Genomic DNA, 13,595 nt, shown 5'->3' on the forward strand with positions numbered 1-13,595 from the left:
CCGTGCCCGCCGGGGTGTGACGTGCCGGGGCGCCGACCGCGCGGGGCGGCGTTCTTCGCGGGTGGGCGGAAGGACGTCGTGCCGCCGCGGCCGTGCGCGGACGGCTACGGTCTGCGGTCGGCCAGCCGCAGGAGCGCGGCGGCCAGTTCCTCACCGCCCTGGGGATCGCGGGAGATCACCAGGATGGTGTCGTCCCCGGCGATGGTGCCCAGGATGGCGTGGAAGTCGGTGTGGTCGATGGCCGAGGCCAGGTACTGGGCCGCGCCGGGCGGGGTGCGGACGATGACCATGTTGGCGGAGGCCTCGGCCGAGACCAGCAGGTCCTCCGCGAGTCGGATCAGGCGGGCGCCGGAGACCTGTTCGAGGTCGAGGCTGTCGGGGCGGGTGCGTTGCAGCCGCTCGCCGCCCTCCCCCGGCAGCACGTAGGCCAGGTGTCCGTCGGCGGTGCGGAGCTTGACCGCGCCCAGTTCGTCCAGATCCCGGGACAGGGTGGCCTGGGTGACCTGGACGCCCGCCTCGGCCAGACGTTTGGCCAGTTCCCCCTGGGACCGCACGTCCTCGCGTGTGAGGACCTCGGCGATGCGGGCGTGTCTGGCCGCCTTGGTCATCGGCGCCGTGCCGCCGCCCTCCGTCATCACGGTCTTTCGGCCGCGGGGTCGTCGCCGGCCTCGAGCAGGAAGGCGAGCAGGGCCTTCTGCGCGTGACGACGGTTCTCGGCCTCGTCCCAGACCACGCTCCGGGGCCCATCGATGACCTCGGCGGCGATCTCCTTGCCCCGGTAGGCCGGCAGGCAGTGGAGGACGATCGCCTCGGAGTCGGCGACGGCGAGCAGGTCCGTGTCGATCGCGTAGGGGCGGAAGGAGGCCTCACGCCGCACCGTCTCGTCCTCCTGTCCCATGGAGATCCAGGTGTCGGTGGCCAGGACGTCCGCGTTCCGCGCGGCCTGGCGGGCGTCGGTGGTGACCGTGACCGATCCACCGGTGCCCTCGGCGATCTCGGTGGCGCGGGCGACCACGGTCGGGTCGGGGTGGTGGCCCTCGGGAGCGCCGATCCGCACGTGGAGTCCGGCCGTGGCGCCGCCCAGCAGATAGGAGTGGGCCATGTTGTTGGCGCCGTCACCGAGGTAAGCCAGGGTGAGCCCCGTCAGGGCGCCCTTGTGTTCGCGGATGGTCTGAAGGTCGGCGAGGACCTGGCAGGGGTGGAACTCGTCACTGAGGGAGTTGACCACGGGGACGGCGATGTGGGCGGCGAGGGTCTCCAGGTCGCTCTGGGCGAAGGTGCGCCACACGACGGCGGCCACCTGGCGTTCGAGGACCCTCGCGGTGTCCTCCAGGGGTTCGCCTCGGCCCATCTGGGTGGTGCCCGTGTCCAGGACCAGCGCGCTGCCGCCGAGGTCGGCGACGCCGACGGCGAAGGACAGACGGGTCCGGGTGGAGGGCTTGTCGAAGAGCAGGGCGACGGTGCGGGGACCGGCGAGCGGCCGGTGACCGAAACGGTCCTCCTTCATCTCGTCGGCGAGGTCGAGCACCCGCGCCTGTTCGTCGGGGGTGAGATCGTCGTCGCGAAGGAAGTGGCGGATCACGACTACGGCTCCTTCGTCGCGGCCGCGTCGGCGGCGTCCAGGATGGTCGGCAGTGCCTCGATGAACACACCGATCTGCTCGGGGGTGATGACCAGGGGCGGAGCGAGGCGGACGGCGTCGGGGGCCACGGCGTTGACCAGGAATCCGCGCACGGCCGCCTGCTCCTGCACGTGGGCGGAGTGGGGCGCGGTCAGTTCCAGGGCCCGCCACAGCCCGCTGCCGCGCCGGCCCGCCAACAGGGGATGGTCGACCGCGTCGAGCTGCTCGGCCAGCAGGGCACCGGTGACGGTGGCGTGGGCGAGGAGGTCCTCGCTCTCGATGGTGTCGATCACGGCGAGTGCCGCGGCGCAGGCGACGGGGTTCCCACCGAAGGTGGAGCCGTGGTCTCCCTTGTGGAAGGCGTCGGCGAAGCGGCCGAAGCCGACACAGGCTCCGATGGGAAGGCCTCCTCCCAGTCCCTTGGCGAGGGTGAGCACGTCGGGTCGCACCTCCTCGGCCTGATGGGCGAACCACCGTCCGGTACGGCCGATACCGCTTTGGATCTCGTCCAGCACGAAGGCCGCGCCGGTGTCGTCGCAGATACGGCGGACCCCGGGGAGATAGCCCTCCGGGGCGGGGACGACGCCCGCCTCGCCCTGGGTGGGTTCGGCGAACACCGCGACGCAGTGCTCGTCGACGGCCTCGGCCAGGGCTTCCAGGTCGCCGTGGGGGACGAAGCGCACGTCCATGCCGAAGGGGCCGAAGGGCTCGCGGATGGAATCCTTGCCGGTGAGCGCCAGGGCACCAAAGGTACGTCCGTGGAAGCCCTTGTCCGCCGCCACGAAGTAGTGGCGCCCCGACCCCGCGGCGCGCTTGACCAGTTTGAGGGCCGCCTCGTTGGCCTCCGTCCCGGAGTTGGTGAAGAAGATCTTGGCGTCGCCTCCGAGCAGCCCGATGAGGCGCTCGGCGAGTTCGACCTCGCGCTCGTGGACGAAGAGGTTGCTGGTGTGGGCGAGGGTCGCCGTCTGACGGGCCACCGCCTCGACCAGGGCGGGATGGCCGTGTCCCAGGCTGGAGACGGCGATCCCCGCGATGAGGTCGAGGTACTGGCGGCCGTCCGCGTCGTAGACCTCGCAGCCTCGCCCGAGGGTGAGGGCGATGGGCGGAACGCCGTAGGTGGGCATGAGCGAGGCGGCGAAGCGCTCGCGCAGATCGGAACCGCTGGTCACTTTGCGCCTCCTGTGTTCGTGTCGGTGGTGCGCCAGGGGCGCGGGTTGTGGCCGTTCCCGCTGAGCAGGGCGGCCTCCAGCTCCTCGTCGGCGACCATGGTGCCGACGCCCTGGTCGGTGAAGACCTCCAGGAGCAGGGAGTGGGGGATGCGGCCGTCGATGATGTGGGCCTGAGGGACACCGCCTTCGACGGCGTGCAGGCAGGCCTCCATCTTCGGGAGCATGCCCGAGGACAGGGAGGGCAGCAGGGCCCGTAGCTCGTCGACGTCCAGCCGGCTGATCAACTCGGTGTTGTGCGGGTAGTCCGAGAACAGGCCCTCGACGTCGGTGAGCATGATGAGCTTGCTGGCGCCCAGGGCGACCGCGATGGCGGCGGCCGCGGTGTCGGCGTTGACGTTGTAGACACCGCCGTCGTCCGCGCGCGCGACGCTGGAGATGACCGGGATGCGTCCGTCCGCCAGGAGTGCGGCGACGGCCTCGGGAGTGACCCCGGTGATCTCGCCGACGCGTCCGAGGTCGACGCTCTCGCCGTCCACCTCCACGGTCTTGCGCTCGGCCACCAGGAGGTTGGCGTCCTCTCCGGACATGCCGACGGCGAAGGGGCCGTGCCGGTTGACCAGGCCGACGATCTCGCGGTTGACCTGACCGGTGAGGACCATACGGACGATGTCCATGGCCTCGTCCGTGGTCACACGCAGTCCCGCGGTGAAGGTGGACTCCACCCCCGAGCGGTCGAGGTGGGCGCTGATCTGGGGACCCCCGCCGTGCACGACCACGGGTCGTAGGCCCGCGTAGTGCAGGAAGACGACGGATTCGGCGAAGCGGACGCGCAGCTCCTCGCTGACCATGGCGTTGCCGCCGTATTTGACCACGACGGTGCGACCGTGGAAACGGGAGAGCCAGGGCAGCGCCTCGATGAGGGTGGCGGCCTTGTCTATGGCCGCGGCCCGTGCCTGGTCTTCGGTGGGTGGTGTGGAGCGCGCGTTCATGATTCCTGGGCCTGGTCGTTGTCGGGGACGGGGACGTCGGAGCCGACCTGGATGGCCAGCTCGGCGAGCACCTCGGTGAGCAGTGCGGCGAGGGCGTCCTCACCGGGGATGACTCCGCTGGCGCCACTGGCCATGAGCAGCACGGCGTCGTTGGTGGCTTCCAGTGGGTCGAAGGTCTTGCCGACGGCGTCGACCAGGAGGCGCCGGCACTGGTCCGGGGTGAGTTCGGCGTCGGTGGTCAGCACGCACAGCACCGAGGACACCGAAGGGTCCGGCCCCTTGGCCATGGCGCCGACGGTGTAGCCGTCGCCTCGGCGGAAGGCGATCTTGGCGACGGTGTCGGTGGTGCGGAGGGCGTCGGCCGCGGCCAGTCCTCCCTCGCGCGAGGCCTCGGCCAGGGCTTCGGCCGCGCCCCGGCGCAGGGCTTGCAGGGACGGACGGACGCCGACCGCCCCGGCGGAGCACAGTGCGACCTCCGAGGAGGAGTCGCCCAGCAGGTCGGCGATGTGTTCGGCCTGAGCGTGCACGTCCTGGAAGCCGGGGGGTCCGGTGCTCACGTTGGCCCCTCCGGAGGAGAGGACCACGGCGCGTACGCGTCCGCCGGAGAGCACCTGCCGCGACCACAGGACGGGGGCGGCGGCGTCCTCGGCGCTGGTGAAGACACCGCCGGCCGCCCGTGAGGGGCCTTCGTTGACCACCACGGCCACGTCCCTGGCACCGCCGCCCTTCAGCCCCGCGGAGACTCCGGCGGCTCGAAAGCCCTGGGGTGCGGTGACACTCACGGTGTTGCCTTCCTCATGGATCGGCCGGAAGCGTTGTCGGTATGACGGCGGGGCCCTCCCCGCGAGGACGCCTGGCGCCGCTTCGTGCGCCGGCGGCGGAGCGGCGGGCGGGTCGTCCCGGTGGGCGTTCGGGGCCTCAGGGTGCGACCGCGGCGAGCGGCAGGCCGGTGTCCTCGGGCAGGCCGAGGGCGAGATTGGTGCTCTGGAGCGCGCCGCCCGCGGTGCCCTTGGTGAGGTTGTCCAAGGCGGCGACGGCGACCATGCGGTTGGCGTCGGCGTCCACGGTGACCTGTACGAGGGTGGTGTTGGCGGCCAGCGTCATGGCGGTACTGGGCCAGGTGCCCTCGGGGAGCAGGTGGACGAAGGGTTCGTCGGCGTAGGCGGTCTGGTACGCGGCGCGGACCTGGTCGGCGGTGACCCCCTGTTTGAGGGGCGCGGTGCAGGTGGCGAGGATGCCGCGGGGCAGGGGGGCCAGGATGGGGGTGAAGGACAACGTGACCGACTCCCCCGTGACCGAGCTCAGGTTCTGGATGATCTCGGGGTTGTGCCGGTGGGTCCCGCCGACGCCGTAGGGGCTGAGGGCGCCCATGACCTCACTGCCGACGAGGTTGGGCTTGGGCGCCTTGCCCGCACCGGAGGTACCGGTGACGGCCACGACCGTCAGGTCGGGTTCGACGAGCTGCTCGGCCAGGCCCGGCATGAGGGCGAGCGTGGCGACGGTGACGTGGCAGCCGGGCACGGCGACGCGACGGGCTCCGGCGAGCCGTTCCCGCTGTCCGGGCAGCTCGGGCAGACCATAGGGCCAGGTCCCCGCGTGCGGGGTGCCGTAGAAGCGTTCCCATGCGGCGGCGTCGTTGAGGCGGAAGTCGGCACCGCAGTCGACGACGAGCACGTCGTCGCCCAGCTGCTGGGCGAGGTCGGCGGACTGCCCGTGCGGCAGGGCGAGGTAGACGACGTCGTGGCCGCGCAGCTCCTCTGCGGTGGTGGGGGCCAGGATCCGGTCGGCCAGGGGCACCAGGTGCGGCTGGTGCCGGATGAGGGGGGTCCCGGCGTTGCTCCCCGCGGTGACCGCGCCGATGGTGATCTCGGGATGCGCCAGAAGCAGGCGCAGCAGCTCGCCCCCCACGTAGCCGCTGGCCCCGGCGATGGCCGCTGTGTATCCCACGGTGGTACCCCCTGATCGAACTGACCGAACTATCATGCATCCGAATGTAAATTTATGCAACCATGTTCGGTGAGGACCCCGCCCGGTGTGGTCGGGGTCTCCTTCGAGGGGCCGTCCGTTGCCTTCCGAAAGCGGTCAGCGACGCGCGATGCGGGTGGCGATACCAGCGAAGCGGGAGGTCTGCGCCCGCTCCTCCGTCCGTGACTCGCGCCGGTCCGCGGTGCGGTAGAGGCCATGGATGACCTGGGTTCCCACCCAACGCAGGGGTTCGGGTTCCCATCCCCGGATCCGATGCCCCACCCAGGGCAGACGCGTCAGGTCGCTCTCTCGGCGCAGGATCAGGTCGCGCAGGGTGCGCCCGGCCAGGTTGCTGGTGGCCACGCCGCTGCCCATGTAACCGCCCGCCCAGCCCAGGCCGGTCTCGGTGTCCATGTGCACGGTCGGGCACCAGTCACGCGGCACGCCCAGCACGCCTGACCAGGCGTGCTCGACCGGGACCTCGGCCGCGTCGGGGAACATGTGGGTGAGCGCCCGCCACAACTCGGCGATGGCCTGCGGCTGGGTGGCCCCGTCCTTGTCATGGGAGGAGCCGAAACGGTGGGGGGCGCTGCGCCCGCCGATCGCGATGCGGTCGTCCGCGGTGCGCTGGGCGTAGACGTAGGAGTGGGCCGTGTCCCCCAGCACCTCGCGTCCCTCCCAGCCGATCTTCTCCCACAGTTGTGCGGGGAGCGGCTCGGTGGCGATCATCGAGGAGTTCACCGGCAGCCACTCGCGTCTTTGTCCGCGCAGCGTGGAGGTGAACCCCTCGGTGGCGCGGACGACGTGGTCGGCGTAGACGGTGCCGTGCTCGGTGACGACCGCGGGACGGGCCGCGCCCTTGCGGGGTCGGATCTCCTCCACCGCCGTGTCCTCGAAGATCGCCACACCCAGGCCCTCCACCACCTCGGCCAGTCCCGTGACCAGTTTGGCGGGCTGCACGCGGGCGGCGTGGGGCGAGTAGGCGGAGGCCACCACGCCCGAGACCGACAGTCTCGGCTCTCGGTCCTCGCTCAGCAGATGGATGTCGTCCGGCCAGTAGCCCCACTCCTGGAGGTACTCGATGTCCTCGGCCAGCCGTTCGGCCTGTGCGGCGTTGGTGGCCACCAGACGCATACCGCCCCGGACGATGTCGGCGTCGACGCCCTCGGCCTCGGTGACCGAGATCACCTCGGTGACAGTGTCCATCATCGCGCGTTGCAGGGCGATCATCGCGGCCTTGCCGTGGGACCGCGCGTAACGTTCACGCGATCCCGCGAACTCGGCGGACAGCCACCCCCCGTTGCGACCCGAGGCGCCGAATCCGGCGAACTCGCGTTCGACCACCGCCACCCGCAGGTCCGGCTGCGCCTTCTTGAGGTAGTAGGCGGTCCACAGGCCGGTGTACCCGGCCCCGACCACGCAGACGTCGTAGTCGGCGGTGCCCGGCAGGGGCGCCCGGCGCTCGGGGAGTCCGATACCGCGGAACCAGAAGGAGATCCCCCCGTTGGCGAAGCGTGAGGATCGGGGAATGGCCCTCATCTGCGCGGCAGTGGTGAACAGTCCCATCTTTCCCCCCGAAACCCTTGAGCTCACGGCCCGCCGACCCACGAACTTCCGCCAACTTACACGGGAACGACAGCTCGTGGGATGTTTTCCCCACCTTCGGGGGCGAAGGCCCCCCGTGGAGAACGGATACGGATGATCACCGTCGCGAGCCCGGCGCACCCTCAGTGACAGGAACTGTCACGAAGCGTGCGTGCGATGGTCGCGAGCCGTCGGACCCCCTCCTCACCGAGGGGCTCCAGCACGTGTTCGCGCAGTCGCTCCACGTGCTTGACGCGCGCCTTGTCGATGAACTCCACGCCTTTGGCGGTGAGCACGGCGTAGACGACGCGCCGGTCGGAGGCGCAGTTCTCCCGCGCCACGTAACCCTCGCGCTCCAGACGGTCCGCGAGCTTGGTGAATCCGCCCGTGCTCAGGCTGACCTCACGCGCCAGCCGACTCATGGGCAACCGGTGGCCCGGGGTGCGCTGTAGGCGGATGAGCACGTCGAACCATGGTCCGGCCATGTCCCTGCCGTCGGGCGTGATCCCGCTGAGGAGCCTGGGCTCGATGAGGGTCATCGCCTCGTGGACCAGCCCCCATGCGGTGATGAGGTCGTCATCGCTCAGCCCCTCCCGTGCACCCACCTCTTCGATCGGTCGTGTACTCATGCTCCGCTCCCTGTCTCACGCGGATGGTCGTCACGCGCATCTTGTTCATAAGAAATATCTTCCCAGTAAACTATACTGGATACAGGGCACGACGCCCAATGCCCCCGCACACGCACCGACCCGGCGTGCGACATCGCACGCCGGGTCGGTCTTGAGACGAGGAACGGAACCGTGCTTCCACGGTCACGCCGCCGCCACCGGTGGAGGCGGCGTGACCGTGGTCAGTGACGAGACGCGACCGCGTCGAGTGCGGCCGCGAGAGTGGAGACCAGGTGATCGATCTGCTCCCAGGTGATGATCAGTGGCGGCGAGACCAGCAGCGCGGTGGGAATCGGCCGTACGATCACCCCCCGGGCACGGGCCTCGGCGAACACCTCCGCCGTGGTGATACCCCTGCGGACAAGGGCCTCCTCCGTGAGTTCCACCGCGCCCATCACCCCGACGCCGGAACGCACCTCGGCCACCAGCGGGTGGCCGGCCAGGCTCCGTAGCGCACCGTCCAGCTGCCGTTCCACCTCCAGTGACACCGTGAACAGGTCCTCCCGCTCCAGGATGTCCAGGTTGGCCATCGCGGCGGTGCAGGCCGTCGGGTGCCCCGCGTAGGTGGTCCCGTGCATGAACGGGTTCCCCTCACCGTTGTAGAAGGGGTCGGCCACCCGTCCGCCGACCACGACGCCTCCCAGGGGCAGGTATCCGCTGGAGACGCCCTTGGCGAAGACGATCATGTCCGGGTCGACCCCGAAGCGCTCGATCCCGAACCAGTTGCCCATGCGTCCGAACCCGCAGATGACGCTGTCGACGACGAACAGCACGCCGTACCTGTGGCAGATCCTGGACACCTCGGCGAAGTAGCCCTCCTGCGGTGGGAACACTCCGCCCGCTCCGACCACCGGCTCGGCGAAGAAGGCCGCCACCCGTTCGGGTCCCACCCGTAGGATCTCCGCCTCCAACGCCGCAGCCGAGTCGTGGGGCACCACCGAGGTGTCCTCGACCAGCCTGCCGTAGCCGCTGCGGAACCGGTCCATGCCGGAGATGCTCGTCCCGAAGCCGTGCAGGCCGTGGTAACCGCCGGTCCGGCTGATCAGGTGCGTGCGTCCGGGTTGCCCCGTCACGGCCCAGTACCGCCGTGCCAGCTTGGCGGCGGTGTCGATGGACTCCCCTCCTCCACAGGTCAGGATGACCCTGGGATCGGCGACGGGGGCGTGCGCGGACAGACGCTCACTGAGCTCCACCGCGGGCCGGTTGGAGAAGTCCCCGTAGACGGTGTAGGCGTCCAGGGTGCTGATCTGACGGTGGACCGCGTCCGCGATCTCGGTTCGGCCGTGGCCGACATTGCAGTACCAGAGGCTGGCCGTACCGTCCAGGTACCGGTCTCCGGAGGCGTCCCAGAGCCACACGCCCTCGGCGCGCTCCACCACGAACTCCGGCCCCTTGGTGACGGTGTTCATATCGCAGAAGGTGTGCCAGAGGCGGCTGGGCTCCCGGTGCTCCCGGGAGGACAGTGCGGACGAGACAACCGTTTCGGTCATATGGCGACCTCCGAGCCGTGTCATGCGCGAGAGCGCAGCGGAAAACTCAGGTTGATCCGACCTGCACCCGGGCGTCCGATGGTGTCAGGTGCTTGCAGGCTAAGCGTGAGACCCTTCTCACAGCAAGAGACAAAACGAAGATTCATCCCCCGAAACATCGACTTCATTCCGGCTACCCCGCGGCCCTGCTCACAAACCCCTGTCTGTACAGGAAGAACACGGCGAAAAAATTCTTGGATCCGGCCGTCGGAACAGAGTTTTGAGCAGCGGACCGGGCGGTGGAACGCCCCCGAAAGGAGAAGGGGCCGGCCACCCCCGAAGGGATGACCGGCCCCCGCCGACACCCATGGCTCAGCCGCGCAGAACGGCTCCGGTACGCTCGGCGGCCACGGCGACGGCCGCATCGCGCGCGGCTCCCGCCTCCTCGGCCGTCAGTGTCCGGTCCTCGGCCCGGAAGCGTAGGGCGAAGGCCACCGACTTGCGGCCCTCATCGACCTGCTCTCCGGTGTAGACGTCGAACAGGCGCACGCTCTCCAGCAGCTCGCCCGCCCCCTCGGCCAGGGCCTCGCTGATCCGTTCCACCGGCACCGAGTCGTCCACGACCAGGGCCACGTCCTGGGTGGCCACCGGATAGGTGGACACCCGGGGCGCGACGACCGGTGTGCGGGCCCTCTCGATCCGGTCGAGTTCGACCTCCATCGCCGCCGTGCGCTCGGGCAGACCGAACGCCTTGACGGCGCGCGGGTGCAGCTCACCGGCGTGGCCGACGAGCAGACGTTCGCCGTCCACCCGCACGTACAGTGCGGCGCAGCGACCCGGATGCCACGGTGTGCGCTGCGCGGCCTCCACCTCCAGTTCCACTCCGGCCACCCGGGCGATGTCGCGGGCCGCCTGGATCGCGTCCGCCCAGAGCGCCTCTCGGCCCGGTCCCCACCACCCGGCGCGCTCGACCTGGCCGGCGATCACCACGCCCACCCGGCGCGGCTGCTCGGGCAGGGCGGCGTCGATCAGGGCCAGTTCGTCGGCACCGGGAGCACGGTCCACCGGCAGGATCGGGGCGGGGGGCGCGTCCGGCCTGGGCCGGTAGACGAGTCCCATCTCGTACAGGGCCACGTCGTTCATGCCGCGGCCCACGTTGCGCGCCAGGGCCTTGAACAGGCCGGGCAGCAGCGTGGTGCGCAGCATCGGCTCACCGTCGTTGAGCGGGTTGGCCAGGCGCAGTGCGCTCCTGCGGTCGTCGTCGGACGCCAACTGGAGCCCGTCCAGGTCGCGCTCTCCGAGGAAGGGATAGTTCAACACCTCGTGGAAGCCGACGTCGGCCAGGACGCGTCCCACCGCACGCCGCAGGCGCTGGCTCGACGTCAGGCCCCGGCCGGAGGCACGCGGACGGATCGAGGGGATGTTCTCATAGCCCTCGAAACGGATGACCTCCTCCGCCAGATCGTTGGGATCGGTGAGGTCGGGCCGCCACGTGGGCGGGACGGCCCTCACCACGTCGCCGTCGGTCTCCACGGCGCAGCCGATGGCCCGCAGCCACTTCTGCGTGGTGCCCTCGGGGTAGTCCACCCCCGCGACGGACCCGGCGTGGGAGGCCTTCACGGTGATCGGCCGCCGCTTCGTGGTCCGGTCCAGGTCCGTGTAGGCGCTCTCGACCGTGGCACCGCCCAACTCCGCGAGCAGCTCGACCGCACGGGTGGCGGCGGCCAACTGCACGGCCGAGTCCACGCCGCGCTCGAACCGGCGGGAGGCCTCGGAGGAGAGCTGGTGCCGCCGCGAGGCGCGGGCGATGCGCCGGGTGTCGAAGTGGGCGGCCTCGATGAGCACCTCGCTGGAGGTCAGGCCGATCTCCGTGTCCACACCGCCCATGACACCGGCGAGCGCCTGCGCCCCCGTGTCGTCGGCGATGACGATGTCGTCGGGGTCCAAGGAACGCTGGACGTGGTCGAGGGTCTCCAGCTTCTCCCCCGCCGTCGCGGCGCGCACCGCGACGGTACCGCTCAGTCGCTCCCGGTCCCAGGCGTGCAGTGGCTGCCCCAGTTCCAGCATGACGTAGTTGGTGACGTCCACGGCGAGGGAGACGGGGCGCACACCGCTCTGGTGCAGTCGGCGTTTCATCCACAGCGGGGTGGGCGCCTCCGGGTCGAAGCCTGAGGCGCCGCGCAGCACGAGCCGGTCGGCCAGTTCCGGATCCTCGATCCGACCGGGGTGCCCCTCACCGGTGGGTCGGGGAACGTCCATGTCGGCCGGATCGTGGAAGTCCACCCCGTACAGCGCGGCCGTGTCGCGTGCCACGCCGCGTATCGACAGCGCGTAACCGCGGTCGGGGGTCACGGCGATGTCCAGGACGTCCTCGCGCAACCCGAGCGGGCCGATCGCGTCCTCGCCGACCTGACCGAAACCCTCGGGGAGGACGACGATACCGGTGTGGTCCTCCCACAGGCCCAGTTCGGAGGCCGAGCAGATCATGCCCTCCGACATCCTGCCGTAGGTCTTGCGGGCACCGATCCTGAAGCCCCCGGGCAGTTCGGCGCCGGGCAGGCAGACCACGACGAGGTCGCCCTCGGAGAAGTTACGGGCGCCGCAGACGATCTCCTGGGGCTCACCGGTCCCGTTGGCCCGGCCCACGTCCACCGTGCAGAAGCGGATGGGCTTCTTGAATCCGGTGAGCTCCTCGATGGTGAGCACCTTGCCGTAGACGATGGGACCGGTGATGTCGGCGCCGAGCGCGTCGACGGTCTCCACCTCCAGACCCGCCAGGGTGAGGCGGTCGGCGAGCCGCCTGGCGGTGACCTCGGCCGGAAGGTCGACGTACTCCCGCAGCCAGGTAAGGGGGACGCGCATCAGTTCTCACTCCCGAACGCCGAGGCGAAACGGATGTCGCCCTCGACCATGTCGTGCATGTCGCGCACACCGTACGCGAACATCAGTGTCCGTTCGATTCCCAGTCCGAAGGCCCAACCCGTGTAGACCTCGGGGTCCACCCCCGCGGCGGTGAGCACACGGGGATTGACCACACCGCAGCCGCCGATCTCGATCCAGCCCTCACTGGAGCAGGTGCGGCACGCCGCGTCCGGGTCGCCCACCGAGGCGCCCCGACACACGAAGCACTCCATGTCCACCTCGGCGGACGGCTCGGTGAACGGGAAGTAGGAGGCGCGGAAACGGGTCCGCAGCCCCTTTCCGAACACGCCCTCCACGTAGGCGTCGATGGCGCCACGCAGGTGGGCCAGGGTGATGCCGCGGTCCACGACCAGGCCCTCCAACTGGTGGAAGACCGGGCTGTGGGTGGCGTCGAGCTCGTCCGTACGGAAGGTCTTTCCGGGTGCCACCACGTACACCGGCAGCTCTCGCGTCAGCAGGGCGCGCACCTGCACCGGTGAGGTGTGGGTGCGCAGGACCAGACCGGACTCGCCACCGTCGGGTCCCTCCACGAAGAAGGTGTCCTGCATGGTGCGGGCGGGATGGTCGGGCAGGAAGTTCAGGGCGTCGAAGTTGAACCACTCGGCCTCGACCTCGGGTCCCTCGGCGATCTCGAAGCCCATGCCCACGAAGAGGTCGGCCACGCGTTCGGCGACGGTGGTCAGCGGGTGGCGGGCGCCGCGCGGGGCCCGGTCCCAGGGCAGGGTGACGTCGACGCGCTCCTCGATGAGGACCCGCTCGTCACGTTCGGCCTCCAGAACGGCCTGACGCTCCTTGAGGGCCTGGCCGACGTCACGCCGGGCACCGCCTACGCGCTTTCCCGCCTCGGCCTTGGCGGCCGGAGGCAGAGCCCCGATCTCCCTGTTGGCCAAAGCCAGCGGGGAGCGGTCCGACGCGTGCGCGAGCCGGACCTCCTTGAGTTCGGCGAGGTCGGCGGCGGCCTCGATGGCGGCCAGGGCCTCCTCGCGCATGCGGGCGACCTCGTCGGGGTGCAGGGGGGTCACCTCGACCGGGTCGAAGGAACTGTTCGGTGCAGACATGGTTGGTTGCCTCGCCGCTCCCATCCCCGACCAGAACAGCGGGACAGGCGGCAGATCATGTGGTCCGCGGCGGCGCGGACGAAGCCGACAGAGAAAGCAGGCGGATGACGGGCATGCCCGTGAAAAGAATCTGGTCGCGGGGCCTGGGGC

General features: G+C 70.5%; 11 protein-coding genes. All 11 read right to left on the minus strand.

What is annotated here, in order from left to right:
• Positions 1 to 104: 104 nt before the first annotated feature.
• The 11 genes from PFX91_RS00075 to pheS all read right to left on the minus strand — a co-directional run bounded on the left by PFX91_RS00075 (position 105) and on the right by pheS (position 13,445).
• A complete protein-coding gene (locus tag PFX91_RS00075; RefSeq protein WP_285728477.1) occupies positions 105 to 635 on the minus strand; it encodes an arginine repressor in 531 nt (176 codons plus the stop codon).
• Positions 635 to 1,582 carry an ornithine carbamoyltransferase gene (gene argF / locus PFX91_RS00080; RefSeq protein WP_285728478.1) on the minus strand — a complete coding sequence of 316 codons (948 nt, stop codon included), beginning with the start codon at positions 1,580 to 1,582 and terminating at the stop codon, positions 635 to 637. Before argF ends, PFX91_RS00075 begins: the two co-directional genes overlap by 1 nt.
• A 2-nt stretch (positions 1,583 to 1,584) precedes the next feature.
• On the minus strand, positions 1,585 to 2,790 hold the full coding sequence (locus PFX91_RS00085; RefSeq protein ID WP_285728479.1) for an acetylornithine transaminase: 1,206 nt from the start codon (positions 2,788 to 2,790) through the stop codon (positions 1,585 to 1,587).
• Positions 2,787 to 3,779, minus strand: a complete 993-nt coding sequence (gene argB / locus PFX91_RS00090; RefSeq protein ID WP_285728480.1) for an acetylglutamate kinase — start codon at positions 3,777 to 3,779, stop codon at positions 2,787 to 2,789. The genes PFX91_RS00085 and argB overlap by 4 nt, the downstream gene beginning before the upstream one ends.
• Positions 3,776 to 4,561, minus strand: a complete 786-nt coding sequence (locus tag PFX91_RS00095) for a bifunctional ornithine acetyltransferase/N-acetylglutamate synthase (protein ID WP_285728481.1) — start codon at positions 4,559 to 4,561, stop codon at positions 3,776 to 3,778. Before PFX91_RS00095 ends, argB begins: the two co-directional genes overlap by 4 nt.
• A 136-nt stretch (positions 4,562 to 4,697) precedes the next feature.
• Positions 4,698 to 5,726: an N-acetyl-gamma-glutamyl-phosphate reductase gene (argC, locus tag PFX91_RS00100; RefSeq protein ID WP_285728482.1), complete on the minus strand. Its 1,029-nt coding sequence runs from the start codon at positions 5,724 to 5,726 to the stop codon at positions 4,698 to 4,700.
• 135 nt (positions 5,727 to 5,861) lie between these two features.
• Positions 5,862 to 7,310, minus strand: a complete 1,449-nt coding sequence (locus PFX91_RS00105) for an NAD(P)/FAD-dependent oxidoreductase (RefSeq protein WP_285728484.1) — start codon at positions 7,308 to 7,310, stop codon at positions 5,862 to 5,864.
• 161 nt (positions 7,311 to 7,471) lie between these two features.
• Positions 7,472 to 7,957: a MarR family winged helix-turn-helix transcriptional regulator gene (locus tag PFX91_RS00110; protein ID WP_285728485.1), complete on the minus strand. Its 486-nt coding sequence runs from the start codon at positions 7,955 to 7,957 to the stop codon at positions 7,472 to 7,474.
• A gap of 221 nt (positions 7,958 to 8,178) precedes the next feature.
• Positions 8,179 to 9,405 carry an aminotransferase family protein gene (locus PFX91_RS00115; RefSeq protein ID WP_285728942.1) on the minus strand — a complete coding sequence of 409 codons (1,227 nt, stop codon included), beginning with the start codon at positions 9,403 to 9,405 and terminating at the stop codon, positions 8,179 to 8,181.
• 432 nt (positions 9,406 to 9,837) lie between these two features.
• On the minus strand, positions 9,838 to 12,327 hold the full coding sequence (gene pheT, locus PFX91_RS00120) for a phenylalanine--tRNA ligase subunit beta (protein WP_285728487.1): 2,490 nt from the start codon (positions 12,325 to 12,327) through the stop codon (positions 9,838 to 9,840).
• The gene (pheS, locus tag PFX91_RS00125) at positions 12,327 to 13,445 is read right to left on the minus strand and encodes a phenylalanine--tRNA ligase subunit alpha (protein ID WP_285728489.1); all 1,119 of its coding nucleotides are present in this window, start codon (positions 13,443 to 13,445) and stop codon (positions 12,327 to 12,329) included. Before pheS ends, pheT begins: the two co-directional genes overlap by 1 nt.
• Between the last annotated feature and the right edge of the window lie 150 nt (positions 13,446 to 13,595).

It is taken from the genome of Nocardiopsis sp. ATB16-24, assembly GCF_030271535.1.
GTDB lineage: Bacteria > Actinomycetota > Actinomycetes > Streptosporangiales > Streptosporangiaceae > Nocardiopsis.